Genomic DNA, 19,862 nt, shown 5'->3' with positions numbered 1-19,862 from the left:
TGGCGGCAACCTGCATTTCCAAACCAGGATTTTTTACAAACTGGAAATTCTTTCTCGTCCCATCTGCCGGTTAGTTTCCATTTACAAACTGTAGTTTGTCTTAAAAAACGCGTTAGAGATAGCTTTTTCTAACTACACATCGTAAAAAGTTTACATGTATTAACATTCAAGAAAAAGCTTGAAAATGGTAAATTCTGTGCTACAATAGGCTCGACAGAAGGGAAATGTCCACCCTGTTCTCCGGCTTTTGGGCCGGTATATTCATCTTACAGGTCCTGCGGTGCAGGGCCTCTGACAGGAAATAGAAAAGGTAGGGAAGTTACTATGGATATCAAGAAGATCGCACTGTTCGCCGCCGGTACTCTGTTCGGCTCTGCCGGTTTCAAGCTGCTGTCCAGCAAGGATGCCAAGAAGGTCTACACCCAGACCACCGCTGCTGTGCTGCGCATGAAGGACTCCACCATGGAGACCGTCAGCAAGGTCCAGGAGCAGGCCGGTGACATTCTGGCCGATGCAAAGGCCATCAACGAGGCTCGTGCTGTTGAAGCCGAGACTGCTGTGATCGAGGATGCTGCCGAGGAGACCACCGAAGAGACCGCTGAGTAATTTTCGGTTCGTAAAGCACTGAAAGCCCCAATGTGGCTTTCGAGCCGCCTTCGGGCGGCTCTTTTTTGTGAGAGTGGGGCCGCAGGCGTGCAGGGTATAGCAGCCTGACGCTGCGGTAAAAAGATAGAGAAGGATATTTGATATATGAAATGTACCATTCTGCATGAAGGCAAAGGTCGGATGCGCGTGCATGTGGAAAACGTCCGCATGACTTTGCACCGTGCCGATGTGCTGGAAGCATATCTGAACCACAAAGATGCCATCGTCCATGCCGCCGTTTACGAGCGCACCGGCGATGTGGTCATTACCTATACCGGCAGACGTTCCGCTGCCATCGCTGTACTGGCGGGCTACAAGTTCGATGTGGCCGAGTATGACGCTCTGGTCACCTCCGCCGACAGCCGCAGGCTGAACCGGGAATATCAGGATAAAATGTTCGATCTGATGGCAGGCCGCTGCCTGCGCAAGCTGTTCCTGCCCGCACCCCTTGACGCTGCCTACACCGCCTTCCGTTCCATCCGCTTTCTCTGGAAGGGTGTGCGCTGCGTGCTGAGCCGCAGGCTGGAAGTGGAGGTGCTGGACGCTTTGTCCATCGGCGTCTCGCTGCTGCGCGGCGACTTTGGCACCGCCGGTTCTGTCATGTTCCTGCTGAATCTGGGCTCTCTGCTGGAAGAGTGGACCCGCAAGAAGAGTCTGGACGATCTGGCCCGCAGCATGGCCCTGAACGTGGACAAGGTGTGGGTGCGCAGCCAAGGCACCGAAGTGCTGGTGCCTCTGACCAAAGTACGCTCCGGCGATGAGGTGGTCGTGCGCAGCGGCAACATGATCCCGCTGGACGGCACCGTGCTGGAAGGCGAAGCCATGGTGAATCAGGCTGCCCTGACCGGCGAAGCTATGCCGGTGCGCAAGGCAGAGGGGTCCACCCTCTATGCCGGCACCGTTGTGGAGGAGGGCGAGTGCGTCTTTATCGCCAAGGCCGAGGGCGGTTCCAACCGCTACGACAAGATCGTGGCCATGATCGAGGAATCCGAAAAGCTCAAGTCCAGCACCGAGAACCGTGCGCTGGTGCTGGCCGACAAGCTGGTGCCATGGTGTCTGGGCGCAACGGTGGTCACCTATCTGCTCACCCGCAACGCCACCCGCGCCATCTCCTGCCTGATGGTGGATTTCTCCTGCGCGCTCAAGCTCTCCATGCCGCTGGCCGTGCTTTCCGCCATGCGCGAGTGCGGCAGCTACCACATCACCGTCAAGGGCGGCAAGTATCTGGAAGCCCTGTCCAAGGCAGACACCATCGTGTTCGACAAGACCGGCACCCTCACCCGCGCTACCCCGCAGGTAGTGGAGGTCGTGCCCTTCTCCGGCTGCAACGAGCGCGAAGTTCTGCAGCTGGCCGCCTGTCTGGAGGAGCATTTCCCCCACTCCATGGCCAACGCCGTGGTGCGTGCCGCCAAAGAGCGCGGCATTTCCCATGAGGAGATGCACTCCGAGGTGGAATACATCGTGGCCCACGGCATTGCAAGCCGCGTGGGCGGCGAGCGCGTGGTCATTGGCAGTCACCACTTCGTCTTTGAGGATGAAAAGTGTACCATCCCCACAGCCGAGCAGCAGAAGTTCGATGCCCTCAAGCCCGCGTATTCGCACCTGTACATGGCTGCCAGCGGGCAGCTGGTGGGCGTGATCTGCATTTCCGACCCGCTGCGCCCGGAAGCCGCCGCTGTGCTGAACGGACTGCGTGCGCTGGGCATCCGGAACGCCGTCATGATGACCGGCGACAGCGAGCGCACCGCTGCCGCCATTGCAAAGCAGGTGGGCGTGGACCGCTTCTTTGCCGAGGTGCTGCCCGAGGACAAGGCAAACTTCGTCCAGCAGGCCAAGGCCGAGGGCCACACCGTGGTGATGATCGGCGACGGCATCAACGACTCCCCCGCCCTGTCTGCTGCCGACATTGGCATCGCCATCAACTCCGGCGCTGCCATCGCCCGCGAGATCGCAGACGTGACCATCAAAGCCGACAGTCTGGAGGAGCTGGTGGCCCTCAAGGCCATCGCCAACTCCCTGCAAAAGCGCGTGCACGCAAACTACCGCTTCGTGCTCACCTTCAACTCGGCCCTCATCGCGCTGGGTGCTCTGGGCATCCTGCAGCCGGCCTCCTCTGCCATGCTGCATAATCTCTCCACCATCGGCATCAGCCTGAAGAGCATGACCAATCTCCTGCCGGAGAACAAGGCTCCGCAGCTGAAAGCATAATTACCGCAAAAAATAACGCCGTGTCTGAACATTCGACACGGCGTTATTTTTTATCTGTTATTCCAGCCCGATCTGCTGTGCATACTCTTCCAACAGCTCCCGCTCCAGGAACGGGGTCTTGACACCCTCGCGGTCACGGTAGGTCTCGTGGCCCTTGCCAATGACGGCGATCAGGTCGCCCTCCTGCGCGTGATCCACTGCGTAGTGCAGTGCATCCAGGCGGTCGGGGATCTCCACGAACTTTGCGTCCGGGTTGCCCTTGTTCATGCCCACGCGGATATCAGCAAGGATGTCCTCCACCTTTTCAAAGCGGTTGTTGTCCTCGGTAAGGATGGAGAAATCGGCCATTTTGGCGCAGATCTCGCCCATGCCGTAGCGGCGCAGCTTGGAGCGGTTACCGCCGCAGCCGAACACCACCACCAGACGGTGGGGCTTGTAGGCCCGCAGAGTGGTGAGCAGGCTTTCGGTGGACACCTCGTTGTGGGCGTAGTCCAGCAGGATGGTGAACTTCTTGCTGATGGGCACCAGCTCCACGCGGCCCTTGACCACGCACTTGCCAAGGCCGTCGTGGATCGCCTGATCCGGCAGGCCCAGCACCTTGCCCACCGCCAGAGCTGCCAGCGCGTTGTACACGCTGAACTCACCGGGCATGTTCACCTTCACATCCATCTCGTCCTTGCCGGTCACATGGAACTTCACGCCCAGAAAATCGTGGGTGCGCAGCAGTTCAAAGCCGGTCTCGCGGTAGTCCGCCTGCTCAGCGCGGCCATAGGTGACCAATTTGCAGGTATGGCCTTCCAGCAGGGCTTCGGTGTTCTCATCGTCAATGTTCACCACGCCCACGTCGCAGCGCTTGAACAGCTGGCCCTTCCAGCTGCGGTACTCCTCAAAGGTCTTGTGCTCACCGGGGCCGATGTGATCCGGCGAAAGGTTGGTGAACACGCCCACATTGTAGTGCACACCGGCCACGCGGTCCATCATCAGGCCCTGGCTGGAAACCTCCATCAGCGCGGTGTCGCAGCCTGCATCCAGAAATTCTCGAAAGGTCTTTTGCAGCTCGTAGCTTTCCGGGGTGGTGTTGGCCGTCTCCTTGTGGCGGCCCATATAATAAATGCCGTTGGTGCCGATCATGCCCACCTTGCGGCCTGCAGCTTCCAGCACGCTCTTGATCATGTGGGTGGTAGTGGTCTTGCCCTTGGTGCCGGTCACACCGATCATGGTCATCTGGCGGGACGGGTTGCCGAAGAGGTTCGCGCTCATCAGAGCCATAGCATAGCGGCTGCTTTCCACCTTGACCACGGTCACGCCCGGCATGGCGGAAAGGTCGATGTCGTGCTGGATGACCAGTGCGCTGACACCCTTTGCCGCGCAGTCAGCGGCAAACTCATGGCTGTCACGCTGGGTGCCCACGATGCACACGAACAAAAGGCCCGGTGCCGCCTTGCGGCTGTCGTAGATGATATCCGAGATCTCGGTGTCCAGACTGCCCTGCGCAAGGGTAAAGGGCACGCCTTCCAGTAACTGTTCCAGTTTCATACTGCACACGCTCCTCAAAACATTTTGTCACATGGGGTTTTCTTCGTTATTTGCGGTCATGCGGGCGGGGTCGGTCAGCGGTGTTTCTTCCGCAGCTGCCGCCGTATCGTCCGCAGGCTGGGCCGCAGCGGCATCCTCTGCACCGTCTGCCGCAGTATCCTCGGCAGCAGAGGTGTCAGGCTCTTCCGGCACGGTCTTTTCCGGCACAACATAACCGGAGGGCAGGGTCGGCTGGCCCTGTGCAAAGTAAATTTTACGGGTGCTGCCCGCGCTGACATGGCTGAAATCCAGTCTGCCGGTGTCGGTAGGGGCACAACCCTTGCCGTCGGCATTGGTCAGCACATAGCGTGCGCGGTCCAGCTTATAATCCAGATCGTTCCGTGTACCCAGAAGCACACTGACACGATCCTGATACAAAAATGCCATCTGGTCGGTGTCCGCAAATTCCATGCGGGTCACATCGTCCAGCATCCCATACTCTTCCAGCTTTGCCTGCAGCTCATTCAGCGCATCCAGACGGTCGTCTGTCTGCACCGCTGCCGAAGCTGCTGCCGAACCGGATGCATCCGATGCCGCCGGGTCTGCCTGCGCTGCAAAGGTCAGCTGGTCGCCGGGTGTCACCGACACCGGCTCGCCGCCGTATAGGGTCTTGAGTTCTTCCGGCTGGGCAGACTCGCAGGCCAGGATCTTGAACTGATCCGAGAGGGTCAGCCAGCCGCTCTTCGTCTGCATGGCATAGGTAGGCACCGCCTCGGTCACCTGCACCACCACCGTGTTGGGGTAATCCCGAACCACCCTGATGGATTCCAGCAGCGGGAACTGCTTTTCCAGTTCCGCTTCCTTGGCGGCGGGGTCAAAGCTGAAAATGTTCTCTTCGGTCTGCACACCCAGTGCCTGCAGGATCTGGCTGCTGGAATAGCCGCCCACCTCCTGCACCACGGTGCCGTCCGCCATCTGCACCTGAATGGTGCCGATCTTAAACAGCATGGTCATGGTCAGGTAAACACCGGCGGCGATCACGGCCAGCAGGGTCACAAAGGCCATCAGCCGCCGCAGCATCCGCCGCCGTTTCAGCGCGGCGCGGGTCAGGCGGCGCTTCTTGCGTTTTTCCCGCTGTACCGGGTCGCGTGGCTGCTGTTGTGCCGGGCGCAGACGCTGGTTTTTGTAGCGTTGCTGCGCTGCCTGAGCCGCTGTCTTGCGCGGCTTCTGCCCCTGTGAACGGCGCTGCTGCGGCTTGCGGGCCGTGCCGGATGCACGCTGTTCCGGCTGGGCCGTGCGACTTCGCTGCGCGGTACGGTTCCGGTTCTGGCCGCTGGTGCGCCGGGTGCCGCTCTGTTCGGTGCGGCGCGGCTGCGAAGGGAACTCGATGCTGTTATCGGTACGGGTGCGGCGCACCGTACCATTGGCGGTGCGGTCCGGCGCAAAGCTCAGCGGTTCCCCGTTGAAGCCATAGCGCCCGTCCGCACTGCCGGAAGATCCTTTTTGTTGTGAAGGCGGCGGAGTATGCTGCAGGTCTTTCCGCAGGTCGTAGATATTGCCGTTGTTTCTGTTATTGCGGTATTGCTGCATGGCGCACACCTCCTTTCCGGTTTAGGTTTTGTTTTACTTCTGCACCAGTTTCATCAGAGCGTCTGCAATACGGTCAAGGCTGTCATCCACCGACAGGCTGCGGGCATTTTTGCCCATCTCAGCCAGCTTGCCGGGCTGTGCCAGCATGTCGGACACCGTGCTCACCAGCTTTTCGCCGGTCAGGTCTTTTTCCTCGATCACCACAGCGGCATCGGCCTTCTGCAGTTCCATGGCGTTGAAGTACTGGTGGTTCTCAGCCACATTGGGGCTGGGGATGAGCACGGCTGCACGGCCAACAGCTTCCAGCTCGGCCAGCGTCAGCGCACCGGCGCGGCTGATGACAAGGTCTGCCGCAGCCAGCAGTTCCGGCATATTGTTGATGTATTCCTTCACCACAAGGCCGTCGCCCTCCGCGAAGTTCTTTTCCTTTTCCAGATCCTTGAACAGCTGCACACCGTACTGGCCGGTAGCGTGGAGATGCAGCACCGGCTTCTTCTCGTGCTGTTCCCATGCGCACAGGTCAGCCACCACCTCGTTGACGCGGCGTGCGCCAAGGCTGCCGCCGAAGGAAAGGATCACCGTGCGGTCGCCCGCGCCCAGCTCAGCGCGGATGGCATCGCGGTCCTTTGCCTTGGTGAACACCTCCGGGCGCACCGGATTGCCCACCACGATGGTCTTATCAGGTGCGCCCAGCTTTTCCACAGCAGCAGGCACGGCGGCAAACACGAGATCCACATCCGGTGCCAGCAGCTTGTTGGTCACGCCGGGGAAGGCGTTCTGCTCATGAATGGCGGTGTGGATGCCCATTTTGGCGGCACAGCGCACCACCGGGCCGGACACATAGCCGCCGCAGCCGATCACAAGATCGGGTTTGACCTCCTTCATAATGGCCTTTGCCTTGGGGCCAGAGAGGGCCAGATTCCACAGCGTAACGATGTTGCGCTTGATGTTGTTCAGCGACAGCCTGCGCTGGAAACCGGTGATCTCGATATGGTGGAAGGGATAGCCCGCCTGTCCTACCAGGCGGTACTCCATGCCCTCCTTGCGGCCGGCAAAGTGGATCTCGGCAGAAGGGTCTGCCTTTTTGATAGCACCTGCAATGGCAAGTGCCGGGTTGATATGGCCGGCAGTGCCGCCGGCAGCGATCAGAACTCGCATGACGATTCCTCCTCTATTATTAGTGCATCTGGGCAGGTCATCGGGGAGCTCCCCACTGGCCTGCGCCCTCAAAACAGTCGTTACAGTTCATTGCGCGCACGGCGGGCATCGTCCAGATTGATGGTACGGTCCTTCAGCTCCGCATCACGCTGAGCCTTTGCAGCCTGCCGCTGTGCGTGGGCCGCTGCCCTCTGCTGCGCCGCCCGCTCTCCGTTGCGCCCAATGTTCACCATCACGCCCATTTCTGCCAGCAGCAAGATCAGACTGGTGCCGCCGGACGAGAAAAACGGCAGGCTGATGCCGGTATTCGGGATGGTGTTGGTAACCACGGCGATGTTGCAGAACACCTGCCAGGCGATCTGCGCCATAATGCCAATTCCCACCATGGTGCAGAACTGGTTCTCGGCCTTATAGGCGATCATCAGGCCCTGCGCTATGAGCAGTATGAACAGCACGATGATGAGCACCGCACCGATGAAGCCCAACTCTTCGCACACCACACTGAAGATGAAGTCGTTGGTGCTTTCCGGCAGCCAGAGCTGCTTTTCGACGCTGTTGCCAAGGCCAAGGCCCTTCAGTCCGCCGGAGCCGATGGCGTACAAGCTCTGCTTGGTCTGGTCGTTCAGCGCTTCCAGATCATCGGACCATGTGTTCAGGCGGTCCTGCAGATAGCCAATGGATTCCACCAGCGTCAGGGCCGGTTTCAGCAGCAGAGCCGCCGCTGCGGCCCCGCACCATGTCAATACACCGCCGCAGCCGGTCAGCATGAGGATGGTGCCCACGATGGCGGTGGTCAGCAGGATGCCGGACATGTGCGGCTCTAAAAACAGCAGCAGCACCACCGGCACCAGCGGCAGCACCGGCACGATCAGCTGCCTTACGATGCGGATGAACAGCCAATCCTTTGGCTTGATCTTTTCTCTCAGTGACGGGCTGAACCGGCCGATTTGCGGCGCACTTGCCGCCAGATGGGACGAGAGCAGGATCATCTCAAACTTTGCCACCTCAGAGGTTTGCAGAGTCAGTCCGCCCAGACGGATCCAGCGGCGGCAGCCGTTCAGCGGTGCAAAGGTCAGCGTGACGGCCAGCATAGCCAGCACCACCCAGTACAGCGGCTTGCTCGCCCAGCGCAGGAAGCGGTGATCCACATAGCTCATGACTACCATGCAGCCAATGCCAATGGCCATGCAGATAGCCTGTTGCTTGATGTAGTGCAGGCTGTCGCCCATGCGCAGGTAGCCGGTGGTGTAGCTTGCGCTGTACAGCATTACAAGGCCGAACACCATGATAATGGCCAGCGTTGCCAGCCAGTTGAGCAGCAGCCGGTTCCACGGTCCCGGGTCCCGCTGCAGCGGCGGCACCCATGCACTTTCTTTTTGGTTTTTATGTTGTCTGCGGGTGGCTGCCATTGCCACTCCCCCTTATTTTCAGAATCAGGCGCTCAGGCCCAGCGTGCCAGACGCACGGCCAGCGCCAGCCCGCACACGCTCAGTGCGCACAGGCTGTAAAAAATATTCACTGCACTCATGCCGCGCTTTTCCAGCCAGCGGTGCAGCGGTGCCGCCGCAAACAGCGGCCTGCCCTTCCGGCGGCAGAACAGGACCTGCAGCACCACCATGCCGCCCTCCACCCAGAAGGGCAGTGCCAGCGGGATGCTCAGCTCTGCGTAGCCAATGCACAGCGGGATGCAGCCAATGGCTCCCGCTGCATACAAGCAGCCGCACCGGCCGGGGTGCAGCTTTGCCGGTGGAAAATCCCACAGCAGAAAGGCCATCAGTGCACCGGCCAGTGCCGCCGGGAATACTGCCAGCGGAAACCAGCCCAGCTGCGTTTCCAGCATCATCAGGCCCAGCATAGCTACAAAGGCCGCGCCGCACACCGTGCCGTCGGCACCGTCGGCCACGCGGGCCGCCTCGGCCATCGCCACCAGCAGCACAGCCCACAGCAGCGGTGCCAGCGCACATTCCACATAGCCTGCTCCCGGCAGGATCAGCCCTGTGGGCAGGCACCCGTTCAGTGCCAGCAGGCCCAGCACCAGCGCTGCAGCGATGCATTCCAGTGCAAGGCGCTGTGTGCGGCGCAGGCCAAGGCCCAAACCGTTCGGGTAGCGGCCGCGGATGCGGGCCAGATCATCGGCCAGCCCCACTGCGCCAAAGGCCAGCGACCCCAGCAGTGCAATGAGCAGGCGGGAGGTCATCTGCCGGTCGCTGCCAAGCAGGGAAGGCTGTGCAGCACATGCGGCCAGCCAGCCCACGCCCACAGCGGCAAGGGTGCCCACCATCAGGCACAGCCCGCCCATGGTAGGCACCGGGCTGTCCGGGGCATCGCTGTCCGGCTGTGTACCGCGTGCCGCACGCTGCAGCTCCCGCAGCAGCGGCACCATCATATTGCCGAGCGCCGCAGTCAGCACAAAACCCAGCACCGACGCGACGACCAAGGCGAAACGAATCATTTTTCAATCTCCAAATTCATGCCAAAGGGTTATTTTTCGGCATCTTTCTGCTCTGCGTAGAAAATTTCCAGCACTTTTTCCAGCGCCATGCCGCGGCTTGCCTTCACCAGCAGGGCATCGCCCGGCTCTATCCGGTTCAGCAGAGCATCCGCTGCCTCGCGGTAGTTGTTGGCATGGAGGGTCTTGACCCCCTTGGCCGCAGCCACCACAGCCGTGCGCTTTGCGTTTTCGCCGTAGGTCACAAGGCAGTACAGATCACTCTCCGCAGCCAGACGGCCCAGCTCCTCGTGGGCTTCGCGGGACAGCTCGCCCAGCTCCAGCATATCGCCCAGCAGGGCAAAGCGGCGCTTGCAGGGGAATTCCTTGAACATGGCAAGCGCGGCCTTCATGCTGTCGGGGTTTGCATTGTAGCAATCCTCAATGACGGTAACGCCCTTGCTGTGCACCACCTTCTGGCGGCGGCCGGTCTGCTCAAAATTGGAAAGCCCCTTGATGACACCGCGCGGGTCGCAGCCCAAGCGGGTGGCGGCGCAGTAGGCAGCCAGAGCGTTTGCCACATTGTGCTTGCCCATGGCCGGGATCTTGACCACAAAGGTGCCCTCTTCCTGATCTTCCAGCACAAAGCTCATGCCGTCCTCTTCCTGCCGGATGGACAGTGCACACACATCAGCGTTCTCATCTGCCAGACTGAACCATACCGGCTTCACGTGGGCGGGCAGCTTTGCGGCGCGCAGGAACTTATCATCATAGTTCAGCACCAGCGGTGCACCCTCCGGCAGGCCGTTGCAGATCTCCAGCTTTGCCTTGCAGATGTTCTCCTGACTACCCAGATTGCCGATGTGGGACACACCGATGCAGGTAATGATGCCCACATCCGGGCGTGCGGCCCGGGCCAGACGGTCGATCTCGCCCGCATGGCTCATGCCCATCTCGATCACGGCATACTCAGTGCTGCTTTCCAGCCGCATCAAGGTGCGGGGCATGCCCAGTTCATTGTTCTGGTTGCCCTCGGTCTTGATGGTCTCGCCAAAGCCTGCAAGGGCGGCGTAGGTCATCTGCTTGGTGGTGGTCTTGCCCACGCTGCCGGTCACACCCACCATCTTGGGGTGATACTGGCTGCGGTAGTTCGCGCCCATCACCATCATGGCGTGGTAGCTGTCCGGGCAGAGGATGGCCTTTTCCGCAGGCACGCCCTCCACCGGGTGGTTCACCACCACATAAACAGCACCGTTCTCCAGTGCTTTGGCCGCAAAATCGTGGCCGTCAAATTTTTCACCCGGGAACGCTACAAAAATGCAGCCGGGCCGCACCTCGCGGCTGTCGGTGGTCACCAGTTCCACCTGCACCTCTTCCCGGATGAAGTCTGCGGGCACCAGCCCTGCCAGAAGCTTGCTTGCAGAAATTTTTTCCATTGTTCATGTCCCCTCTCTGTTTATTCAGGATCACAGGATACTCTCTCTTATCCACAGGTAATGGTCACGACGGTGCCGCGCTGCACACTGGAACCGGGGTCTGCACTCTGGGCCTGCACAGTGCCGTTCGCATTGCCCTCCACCACACAGTTCAATCCGGCGGCAGACAGCATCTGGCGGGCAAAGTCCGCGCTCTTGCCGGTCACATCCGGCACATCGGTATGGCTGCCCTCATAGGTATCGGTATACAGGTACACGGTGGTGCCGTAGGCCACCTTTGCACCCGCGTGCGGATACTGGTAGGTGACAGCTGCTGCCGCCTGACTGGTGGTGCTTTCGGCCAGCTGATGCCTGAGGCCCTTGATGTTCAGCTGCACCTGCGCACTGCTCCACTCGGTGCCCACCAGATTCGGCACAGTGACCACAGTCTGGCTGCGATCCTCGCCGTCGGCGGCAATGCCAAGGTAGGGTGCGATCTCGCTGATGATGTTGCCCACAACGGGCGCTGCCAGCAGGGACGAGTAGTCCGTTCTGGCGTTGTTGGGGTCATCCAGCATCACATAGACGATGATCTCCGGGTCGTCGGCGGGCAGGACAGCGGCAAAGGATGCCACCTTCTTGTAGTCGCCATCAGCGCGGCGGTCCATGTTCAACTGTTCGGAAGTGCCGGACTTGCCGCCGATACGGTAGCCGGACACATAGGCATACTTGCCGCCGCCGGTACCGGCGCCCACCTCATATTCCATGAACTGGCGGATCACATTGCTGGTGCTCTCGCTGATGACCTGACGGCGCACATTGGCACCGATCTCCTCGATCACGTTGCCATTTGCATCGGTGATCTTATCCACCACATGGGGCGTGACCAGATAGCCGCCGTTGACGGCTGCGGCCACAGCGGTGCACATCTGCAGCGGGGTGATGGCCATTGCCTGACCAAAGGCCGAGGAAGCCAGCTGCACTTCGCCCAGCTGGTTGGCCTTATAATACTGCATGAAGCCCGTCTCACTGGGCAGGTCCACGCCGGTGCGGCTGGTAAAGCCAAAGGCATCGAAGTAGTTATAGAAGGTCTGGGAGCCAACGCGCTGGCCCAGCTGGATATAGTAGATATTGCAGCTCTGGCGCAGAGCTTCGGCCAGTGTGATGGTGCCGTGGGCTTTGTGGCCTGCGCAGTGGTAGGTCTCCTTTGCCACGCCGTAAGCACCGGCGCAGGTAAAGGTGGTGTTGATGTTTGCAAGGCCGGAGTCCACGCCCATGGCCGAGGTGATCACCTTGAACACACTGCCGGGGTAGTACAACTCGGTGATGGCCTTGTTTTTCCACTGGATATCGCGGAAGTAGCCGGAGTAATCGCCCTCCTCGTCCAGAATGCGGTTGCCGTTTGCGTCCTTCAGCTCGTTGCCGTTCTCATCCTTTTTGTAGATGCCGTACAGCTCCGGCTCAGCGCGCACCAGCTCGTTGAGGTAATCCAGATTTGCGCTGTAGTCCAGCGGGTCGTTGGGGTCAAAATCCGGCTTGGAAGCCATGGCAAGGATGGCACCGGTCTTGACGTTCATCACGATGGCGCAGCCGCGGTTCTCCACCGTGTTGGCTGCAATGGCTTCGTTCAGATACCGTTCCACGATCTCCTGCACATTCACATCCAGCGAAAGCACCAGATTGGAGCCATCCTTGGCTGCAAAGGTGGTGGCATTCTCGTCCGCAATGGCGTTGCCGTAGGCATTGCGCTGGGTAATGGTGCGGCCATCCACACCGGCCAGCGTGGACTGATAGGATTTTTCCAGACCGTAAGTACCAATGCCGTCCGCATCGGTAAAGCCCAGCACTGCCGCTGCAAACGCTCCGTAGGGGTAATTGCGCTGGAAGCTCTTCTCGCTGCCGACCGAGATGTTGCCCTTGCGGGAGGTCTCAGTGGCACGCTTGTGTGCCTTGTTGAACTGGGAAACGTAGGATTCGATGGACAGCTTGACAGCGTTGTTCACCTTGGTGGCCAGCACCTGATACTTGGTGTCCATCTTGGAAAGTGCATCGTAAACCTTCTGGTACTGGGTCTGGTACGCTTCCGAGGAAGTGTCCACCGCGTCCAGACTTTCACCGTCGCCGGAAAGCAGGCGCAGGGTCAGTTCCCGGCTGACCTCGGCGCACATGGCCGTGTCCAGCGTGCGCACCGTCTCCTCATCCTTGCCGGTGGTGGTATATAAGATTTTGCTGTTGTCCGGGTCGGCCCAGATGGTCCACACCACGCTGGTGGAGGCCAGCGTGATGCCGGAGGTATCGTAGATCTCGCCGCGGGTGGCCTTGATGGTGGTATCCAGTAGCTGCTGCTTTGCGGCCAGCTGGCGGTAGGTGTCACCGTTTTTGATCTGGATATCATACAGGCTGTAGGTCACACGGGCCGCAGCAAGGCCCATGACCACAAGGGCCAGACCGCCGCAGATCAGACTGGTTCTGGGGTTCATGCGGGCACCGGTGCTGGTTTCCGGCCAGGGGCCTTTTATTTTTTTGATGAATTTTCGGAAGAATTTCCACATGGTATGCTCCTGCGGCAGCGGGCATTTGCCGCCTTCTGCCGCGCTTTTGTCAAATTTGGAACTGTCCTGCAAACAGGGTGTATAAACCGAAAAAGCGTGCGCTGCCGCACGCTTTCCCGTATTTGGTTCACTTTACAGTGCCAAGAATGTTCACGGCACCGTTGTAGATAAAGTCGGTCCACTGCCGCACAGCGGACTGGGTGCGCTCCAGCGTGTCGCTCTCGCCCAAACGGATGTAGGTGATCTGGCTCTGATCAATTTTCATCAGGCCCAGCCTGCCGGCCGTCTCTTCCACGCTGGTGATGTTGGTCTTGCTGTTCAGGGTGCTGTTATAGTAAGTATACTGGCTCTGCTCACTGACCAGCTGAGCCTTTGCGTCCTGAATCTGGTCGTTCAGCTCCACCAGCTTGGACTCGCTCCACAGCAGGCTGATGGCAAACCCCACCAGCAGTGCTGCTGCTACCAGATGCATGGCGTTGTGCACCGCTGCCTGCAGCGGCGAAAGCCGACGCTTGCCGCCCTTTGCTACCCGCAGATCTGCCTTGCGCTGTGTCTGCGGGGCTTTTCTGCGGCGTACCGCGTTATAATCATATGCTGCCTGACCCATGGTTTGCTCTCCTCCTCACACAACGGCTCCAGCCGTTCAGCATTTTTCCAAAACTCTCAGGTGGGCGGACCGGCTGCGCCGGTTCTCTTCCAATTCCTGACTGTTTGCTTCAATGGGTTTGCGGGTGATCAGCTTCGCTTTGGCTTTGCCGCCGCATACGCACACCGGAAACTCCGGCGGGCAGGTGCACGCGGTGGACCAGCGGCGAAATTTGTTCTTCACCAGCCGGTCCTCCAGCGAGTGGAAGGTGATCACGCACAGCCGGCCGCCCGGCGCAAGGTGATCAAAAATAGTATCCAAGCCTTCTTCCAGCGCATCCAGTTCATGGTTCACTGCAATGCGCAGCGCCTGAAAGGTGCGGCGGGAAGGGTTCTTGTTTTTGCGGCGTTCCGCCGGGGGCATGGCACTGGCCACGATGTCTGCCAGCTGCAGAGTCGTTTCGATGGGAGAATTCTCCCTTGCCTCCACGATCCTGCCCGCGATCTGCCATGCGAAAGGTTCTTCGCCGTAATCCCGCAGGATGCGTGCCAGCTCTTCGCGGCTCTCGGTGTTCACAAGGTCCGCTGCCGTTTCGCCCTGCTGGCTCATCCGCATGTCCAACGGTGCATCCGCACGGTAGGAAAAGCCGCGGGCCGCATCGTCCAGCTGATGGCTGGAAACGCCCAGATCCAGCAGCGCGCCGTTGACCTTGTCGATGCCAAGGCTTTCCAGAGCTTGTCCGGCATAGCGGAAGTTGATCTGCACCACCGTGGCAGGCAGGCCCGCAAGGCGGGCACGCGCGGTCTGCACCGCGTCCGGGTCCTGATCCAGCGAGATCAGCCTGCCGCCCTTTTCTGCATCCAGCCGCAAGGCGATCTGGCGGGAATGTCCCGCGCCGCCTGCGGTGCCGTCAAGGTAGGTGCCGGCCGGATCAATGGAAAGACCCTCCAGACACTCGTTCAGCAGAACGGGGATATGCTCAAACGAGGCCGGGTCAAAGGCTGCTTGTGTTTCAAGTTCCATCGCTGCGGCCTCCTTTCTCAGTTCATAAGCTTTCCGTGTTCCGGGCACTGTGCACACAGCGCACACTTTTACCCGATGACACAGTTTTATTTTAACAAATCAGGCCCCTGATTGCAAGGGTTTGTGCTCCCGTTTTTGCCGCAAAATGCAACAAAAAAAGTCCCTGTCGGCCGTCATTTCTGCCTGCAGGAACTTTGGTTTTTGCCGTATGTGTAATTTGTGTGTGAAAAAGGCTGTCTTCAGCCGTTTTTCTTGGCGTTCTGGCGCAGATTTGCGCGCACATTCTTTACCTGTGCCGCATTTTCCACCATTGTTTCCTCGGTGTTCTTGAGCATGTTGTCGCAATAGTCGGTCACGGTCTGGCGCAGGGTGCGGGCCTCGTTCTGGGCTGCAGTGGTGATTTCCCCGGCGCGCTGCTGTGCAGCCTTCACGATCTCGGCTTCGCTCACCAGAATGCGCGCCCGCTCCTCAGCCTTTTTCACAATGGCCTGCGCCTGTGCGTTGGCCGTCTCCACGATCTGAGCGCGGTCGTTCACGATCTGCTGGGCCTGCCGCAGCTCGCCGGGCAGGTTTGCGCGGATCTCGTCCAGATAATCCCGGATCTGCTCCACATCCACGATCTTTTTGCCGCCGGAAAGGGGCACATTGGCACCTTCCTCCAGAGCATCCTCAATGGTATCCAAAAGTTCGTTCACGTTCATAGTGCTTCTCCCTTCGGTTCGTTCTCGGCAGGGTCTGTGTTCTGCATGGGCTTTGTGTATTTCCACAGCAGCACCCTGCCGTACTTGTACTGTTTTTTCAGGGTCAGGCCGCCAGCCTCGGCCGGCAGCACGATGCCGGTCTCGCTCTCGCACAGCACGATGCCGCCGGGCGCGGTGCATTTATCCACCGCAGGCAGGATCTTTTCCAGTGTACCATTGCGGAAGGGCGGGTCCAGCAGTACGATGTCGAACTGCTCGCGGCAGGCGGAAAGATACCGCGCAGCTTCGCCGATATTGACACGGCTGCGGTCGAACACGCCGCAGGCCTTGCAGTTGCGCATGATGATGTTCACCGCCTCGCGGTTCTCGTCCAGAAACACGCAGCGCGCCGCGCCGCGGCTCAGTGCTTCAATGCCAAGCTGGCCGCTGCCCGCATACAGGTCCAGCACCCGTGCGCCGGGCAGGTCGAACTGGACGATGCTGAACATCGCCTCCTTTACCTGCGAAAGGGTGGGCCGGGTCACGTCGGTCCCCGGCAGGGCCTCCAGACTGCGGCCCCGGGCTTCTCCTGCGATCACGCGCATGTTCTTTCTCCTCCTCCTTGCAGCCGGAAGATGTGGCTGCAAACACGTTTTTTGTATCACTTTATTATCACCCAACTGCATATTCTTGTCAAGGGCCGCGCGTTGCGCCGTCTGGCGGTTTGTGCTACAATAAAACTGGCAGCGCCGGGCTTTTGCGGCGCATTCTGGCATAAAAGGAGAGTATTCCCATGAAAGTTCTGCTCATCAACGGCAGCCCGCACGAAAAAGGCTGCACCTATACCGCCCTTTCGCTCATTGCAAAGGAACTGAACGATGCCGGTGTGGACACTGAGATCCTGCATGTCGGCGGCAAACCCGTGGGCGGCTGCATCGGCTGCGGCGGCTGTGCCGCAGGCAACGGCTGCGTGTTTGGCGGCGTGGTCAACGAGGCCATCGAGAAGGCCAAAACTGCCGATGGCTTCGTGTTCGGCAGCCCGGTGCACTATGCATCCGCATCCGGCAACATGACCAGCTTCATGGACCGCCTTGCCTACGCGGGCGGCAGATATCTGGCCTACAAGCCCGCCGCCATCTGCTGCTCGGCCCGCCGTGCAGGCACCACCACCACGCTGGACCAGCTGGTAAAGTACCCGCAGTTCTTCCACATGCCGCTGGTGAACGGCTCCTACTGGGCCATGGTGCACGGCTCCAATGCCGAGCAAGTGCTGCAGGATGCCGAGGGCTGCGCCGTAATGCAGGAGCTGGGCCGCAACATGGCATGGCTGCTGCACTGCATCGAAGCAGGCAGGGCCGCAGGCTTTGAACACCCGCAGAACCCCAAGCGCCCCATGACTAATTTTATCCGCTGATCGGAAAATCAATTTCTGATCCAGAGGCTCAGAACAGTCCATAAGCTGCTCTGAGCCTCTTTTTCTTTGCAGTCCACGCCATTTCGTGCCAAAAGCGGCAAAAATCCTTTGGAAATGGGGCTGCAGCTTCTTTTTTCGTTCATAAGTTTGTGTTACTATAAGATGTAAAGTGATTTTAGCAGGATGGAGACCCTTGTATGGAACACTACGATTGGAACGAAGGCTGGCTGTTCACGCCCCGGTTCGACCCGGCACTGGTGCGGCCGGAGTGCGGACTGGAACTGGAACCGGTGCGCATCCCCCACACTGTGCGGGTGCTGCCCTACAATTACTGCAACGAAAATGAATACCAGTGCCTGTGCGGCTACCGGCGGGAGTTTTTTGCACCCAGAGAGTGGGCAGGCCGCACTGTTCTGCTCACCTTTGGTGCTGTTGCCCATGACACGACCGTGTTCTGCAACGGGCGGCGGCTGTTCCACCACGCCTGCGGCTACACCGCCTTCACGGTAGATCTGACCAGCGCTTTGCATCTGGGTCAGAAAAACGTGGTGGCTGTGCGCTGCGACAGCCGTGAGGATCTGAACATTCCTCCCTTTGGCGGGCAGATCGATCACCTGACCTACGGCGGCATCTACCGTGCCGTCAGTCTGGACATCAAGGAGCCCGCTTACCTGCGGGATGTGTTCATCGAGGCAAAGGCCGAGGGCGATTTCCGCATCTATACCTCCACCGTGGGTGAGACGGTAGGCTGCACACTGCAGGCCGAGATCTGCAGCCCTTCCGGCAGCCGCGCCGCCTACAGCGGCGAGCTTTCCCTGCCCATCACCGGCGTGCTGAACGGTGTGCACCCGTGGAGCATCGAGCATCCCACCCTGTACACCCTCACCGTACAGCTGATCCGCCCCGGCTCTGCCGGTCTGCCGGACCGTGTGCTGGACGAAAAGACCATCCGCTTCGGCTTCCGCACCGTGCAGTTCGTGGCAGGCGGGCTGTATCTGAACGGTCAGCGCGTGGAGCTGCGGGGCCTGAACCGCCACCAGAGCTACGCCTATCAGGGCTATGCCATGCCGGACAGCATCCAGCGGCTGGATGCTCAGATCCTGAAAAAAGACCTTGGCTGCAACGCGGTGCGCACCAGCCATTCCCCCCAGAGCCCGGCGTTTCTGGATGCCTGCGATGAGCTGGGCCTGCTGGTGTTCACCGAGATGCCCGGCTGGCGATACATCGGCGACGAGAGCTGGAAGGCGCAGGCCTTGCAGAACTGCCGCGAAATGGTATGCCAGTGCCGCAACCACCCCAGCATCTTTTTGTGGGGTGCCCGTGTAAACGGCAGCGCCGACGACGAAGCGTTTTATAAGCGCACCAACGAGGCCATCCACCGGCTGGACCCCACCCGCCCCACGGCAGGCGCGCGGAACCACCGCAAGAGCCAGCTGCTGGAGGATGTTTACGCCTACAACGATTACTCTTACCGTGGGCGCGGTGCCGCCTGCGAAGCCCGCGCCGCGGTGACTTCCGATCCCCGCAAGGGCTACCTCATCAGCGAATTCGGCGGGCAGCAGCTGCCCACCAAGCCCTTTGACGACGAGACTCACCGGCTGGTGCAGGCTCTGCGCTATGCCGCCGGGATCAACGATTCCATTGCGCAGCAGGGCGTGGCCGGCAGCTTTGGCTGGTGCATGGCCGATTACAACACCCACCGGGAATTTGGCAGCGGCGACCGCATCTGCTACCACGGTGTGATGGATATGTTCCGCAACCCGAAGCTTTCGGCGGCGGTATATGCAAGCCAGAAAACGCCGCGTTCCCCCTCGGACATCGTGCTGGAAGTCTCTTCCGGCATGGCACTGGGCGACCTACCCGGCGGCGTTCCCACGGCCTGCTGGGTGTTCACCAACGCCGAAAGCGTGCGGCTGTACCGCGGCAACGACTACATTGCCGAGTTCACGCCTGACCGGCACGGCCGTTTTGCCGCCATGACGCATCCGCCCATTGAGATCAACGATTTTGTGGGTTCTTTGTTGGAAAAGTACGAGGGCATGGACCAGGCCTCCGCCCAGATGACAGCCGCTATCCTGAACGAGATGCGCCGGGATGCCATGGAGCTTTCGCCGCTTTCCAAGGCGCGGATGCTTTCGCTGCGGCTGAGCTGGAACGAGGTAGCCCGCATGTATTACAAATACATCGGCGTGCTGGGCACACCGTGCGCAGCCTACCGTTTTGAAGCCGTGTGGCATGGCCGCACCGTGCGCACCGTGGTGCGGGAACCGGTGCAGAGCGTCCGGCTGGAATGCACCGTGCACAACCCCATCCTCACCGACGGCCCCACCTGGGACTGCGCCGCTGTCAGCCTGCGCGCCATCGACCAGAACGGCAACCTGCTGCCCTACTGCGGCGAAGCCGTTCAGCTGAGCGTGGACGGCCCGCTGAAGATCATTGGTCCCAGCGTGGTGCCGCTGCGCGGCGGCATGGCGGGCACCTACCTTGCCACCACCGGCGAAGCGGGCCGCGCCGTGCTGCACTGCCGCATGGAGGGTGCGCTGGATACCGATGCTGTGGTGACCATCCGTTGCCGGGAAGCTTAATTTCCGTCCCTTCATGATAGATTTGCACTCTGTTCAAAATTTCATCATGGTTGACTGGTATCC

At 60.3% G+C, this 19,862-nt stretch carries 15 protein-coding genes; 4 read left to right on the top strand and 11 right to left on the bottom strand.

The window, feature by feature from the left end:
* Window positions 1-324: 324 nt before the first annotated feature.
* The gene (locus ACGHP1_RS02350; RefSeq protein ID WP_390507519.1) at window positions 325-606 is read left to right on the top strand and encodes a DUF6110 family protein; all 282 of its coding nucleotides are present in this window, start codon (window positions 325-327) and stop codon (window positions 604-606) included.
* Between the two features lie 144 nt (window positions 607-750).
* Window positions 751-2,853: a heavy metal translocating P-type ATPase gene (locus tag ACGHP1_RS02345; protein ID WP_390507517.1), complete on the top strand. Its 2,103-nt coding sequence runs from the start codon at window positions 751-753 to the stop codon at window positions 2,851-2,853.
* A 57-nt stretch (window positions 2,854-2,910) separates the two neighbouring features.
* On the opposite strand, the gene ACGHP1_RS02340 is transcribed toward ACGHP1_RS02345, so the two are convergent.
* The 11 genes from ACGHP1_RS02340 to rsmD form a co-directional block, all read right to left on the bottom strand.
* Complete coding sequence (locus tag ACGHP1_RS02340; protein ID WP_390507515.1) at window positions 2,911-4,389, bottom strand: UDP-N-acetylmuramoyl-L-alanyl-D-glutamate--2,6-diaminopimelate ligase; 1,479 nt, start codon at window positions 4,387-4,389, stop codon at window positions 2,911-2,913.
* A 27-nt stretch (window positions 4,390-4,416) separates the two neighbouring features.
* On the bottom strand, window positions 4,417-5,958 hold the full coding sequence (locus ACGHP1_RS02335; protein WP_097774341.1) for an FtsQ-type POTRA domain-containing protein: 1,542 nt from the start codon (window positions 5,956-5,958) through the stop codon (window positions 4,417-4,419).
* A 33-nt stretch (window positions 5,959-5,991) separates the two neighbouring features.
* A complete protein-coding gene (gene murG / locus ACGHP1_RS02330; RefSeq protein WP_097774340.1) occupies window positions 5,992-7,116 on the bottom strand; it encodes an undecaprenyldiphospho-muramoylpentapeptide beta-N-acetylglucosaminyltransferase in 1,125 nt (374 codons plus the stop codon).
* A gap of 80 nt (window positions 7,117-7,196) precedes the next feature.
* Window positions 7,197-8,525 carry an FtsW/RodA/SpoVE family cell cycle protein gene (locus ACGHP1_RS02325; protein WP_120120852.1) on the bottom strand — a complete coding sequence of 443 codons (1,329 nt, stop codon included), beginning with the start codon at window positions 8,523-8,525 and terminating at the stop codon, window positions 7,197-7,199.
* Between the two features lie 32 nt (window positions 8,526-8,557).
* Window positions 8,558-9,568, bottom strand: coding sequence for a glycosyl transferase family 4 (locus ACGHP1_RS02320; protein ID WP_390507513.1), 1,011 nt, complete (start codon window positions 9,566-9,568; stop codon window positions 8,558-8,560).
* 29 nt (window positions 9,569-9,597) lie between these two features.
* Window positions 9,598-10,980 carry a UDP-N-acetylmuramoyl-tripeptide--D-alanyl-D-alanine ligase gene (gene murF, locus ACGHP1_RS02315; protein WP_338427642.1) on the bottom strand — a complete coding sequence of 461 codons (1,383 nt, stop codon included), beginning with the start codon at window positions 10,978-10,980 and terminating at the stop codon, window positions 9,598-9,600.
* A gap of 47 nt (window positions 10,981-11,027) precedes the next feature.
* Window positions 11,028-13,511, bottom strand: coding sequence for a penicillin-binding transpeptidase domain-containing protein (locus tag ACGHP1_RS02310; RefSeq protein WP_390507510.1), 2,484 nt, complete (start codon window positions 13,509-13,511; stop codon window positions 11,028-11,030).
* Window positions 13,512-13,638: 127 nt separating this feature from the next.
* On the bottom strand, window positions 13,639-14,118 hold the full coding sequence (locus tag ACGHP1_RS02305) for a hypothetical protein (protein WP_005944079.1): 480 nt from the start codon (window positions 14,116-14,118) through the stop codon (window positions 13,639-13,641).
* 36 nt (window positions 14,119-14,154) lie between these two features.
* The gene (rsmH, locus tag ACGHP1_RS02300; RefSeq protein WP_005944076.1) at window positions 14,155-15,120 is read right to left on the bottom strand and encodes a 16S rRNA (cytosine(1402)-N(4))-methyltransferase RsmH; all 966 of its coding nucleotides are present in this window, start codon (window positions 15,118-15,120) and stop codon (window positions 14,155-14,157) included.
* 239 nt (window positions 15,121-15,359) lie between these two features.
* Window positions 15,360-15,821: a hypothetical protein gene (locus ACGHP1_RS02295; RefSeq protein WP_005944071.1), complete on the bottom strand. Its 462-nt coding sequence runs from the start codon at window positions 15,819-15,821 to the stop codon at window positions 15,360-15,362.
* Window positions 15,818-16,405 (bottom strand): 16S rRNA (guanine(966)-N(2))-methyltransferase RsmD, encoded by a 588-nt coding sequence (rsmD, locus tag ACGHP1_RS02290; protein WP_044953972.1) that lies wholly within the window; start codon window positions 16,403-16,405, stop codon window positions 15,818-15,820. The genes ACGHP1_RS02295 and rsmD overlap by 4 nt, the downstream gene beginning before the upstream one ends.
* Before the next feature lie 188 nt (window positions 16,406-16,593).
* Between rsmD and ACGHP1_RS02285 the strand changes: the two genes are divergently transcribed.
* The gene (locus ACGHP1_RS02285; protein WP_005944067.1) at window positions 16,594-17,214 is read left to right on the top strand and encodes a flavodoxin family protein; all 621 of its coding nucleotides are present in this window, start codon (window positions 16,594-16,596) and stop codon (window positions 17,212-17,214) included.
* A gap of 197 nt (window positions 17,215-17,411) precedes the next feature.
* Window positions 17,412-19,799, top strand: coding sequence for a glycoside hydrolase family 2 TIM barrel-domain containing protein (locus ACGHP1_RS02280; protein ID WP_390507507.1), 2,388 nt, complete (start codon window positions 17,412-17,414; stop codon window positions 19,797-19,799).
* Window positions 19,800-19,862: the final 63 nt, after the last annotated feature.

The organism is Faecalibacterium sp. i21-0019-B1 (genome assembly GCF_042852915.1).
Lineage (GTDB): Bacteria > Bacillota > Clostridia > Oscillospirales > Ruminococcaceae > Faecalibacterium > Faecalibacterium taiwanense.
This window is presented reverse-complemented; position numbering and strand designations above follow the sequence as displayed.

What these genes read in the sequence shown, in the direction of transcription:
- ACGHP1_RS02350 (WP_390507519.1), top strand. Translation starts at nt 325, where the DNA reads ATGGATATCAAGAAGATCGCACTGTTCGCCGCCGGTACTCTGTTCGGC.
- ACGHP1_RS02345 (WP_390507517.1), top strand. Translation starts at nt 751, where the DNA reads ATGAAATGTACCATTCTGCATGAAGGCAAAGGTCGGATGCGCGTGCAT.
- ACGHP1_RS02340 (WP_390507515.1), bottom strand. Translation starts at nt 4,389, where the DNA reads ATGAAACTGGAACAGTTACTGGAAGGCGTGCCCTTTACCCTTGCGCAG.
- ACGHP1_RS02335 (WP_097774341.1), bottom strand. Translation starts at nt 5,958, where the DNA reads ATGCAGCAATACCGCAATAACAGAAACAACGGCAATATCTACGACCTG.
- murG (WP_097774340.1), bottom strand. Translation starts at nt 7,116, where the DNA reads ATGCGAGTTCTGATCGCTGCCGGCGGCACTGCCGGCCATATCAACCCG.
- ACGHP1_RS02325 (WP_120120852.1), bottom strand. Translation starts at nt 8,525, where the DNA reads ATGGCAGCCACCCGCAGACAACATAAAAACCAAAAAGAAAGTGCATGG.
- ACGHP1_RS02320 (WP_390507513.1), bottom strand. Translation starts at nt 9,568, where the DNA reads ATGATTCGTTTCGCCTTGGTCGTCGCGTCGGTGCTGGGTTTTGTGCTG.
- murF (WP_338427642.1), bottom strand. Translation starts at nt 10,980, where the DNA reads ATGGAAAAAATTTCTGCAAGCAAGCTTCTGGCAGGGCTGGTGCCCGCA.
- ACGHP1_RS02310 (WP_390507510.1), bottom strand. Translation starts at nt 13,511, where the DNA reads ATGTGGAAATTCTTCCGAAAATTCATCAAAAAAATAAAAGGCCCCTGG.
- ACGHP1_RS02305 (WP_005944079.1), bottom strand. Translation starts at nt 14,118, where the DNA reads ATGGGTCAGGCAGCATATGATTATAACGCGGTACGCCGCAGAAAAGCC.
- rsmH (WP_005944076.1), bottom strand. Translation starts at nt 15,120, where the DNA reads ATGGAACTTGAAACACAAGCAGCCTTTGACCCGGCCTCGTTTGAGCAT.
- ACGHP1_RS02295 (WP_005944071.1), bottom strand. Translation starts at nt 15,821, where the DNA reads ATGAACGTGAACGAACTTTTGGATACCATTGAGGATGCTCTGGAGGAA.
- rsmD (WP_044953972.1), bottom strand. Translation starts at nt 16,405, where the DNA reads ATGCGCGTGATCGCAGGAGAAGCCCGGGGCCGCAGTCTGGAGGCCCTG.
- ACGHP1_RS02285 (WP_005944067.1), top strand. Translation starts at nt 16,594, where the DNA reads ATGAAAGTTCTGCTCATCAACGGCAGCCCGCACGAAAAAGGCTGCACC.
- ACGHP1_RS02280 (WP_390507507.1), top strand. Translation starts at nt 17,412, where the DNA reads ATGGAACACTACGATTGGAACGAAGGCTGGCTGTTCACGCCCCGGTTC.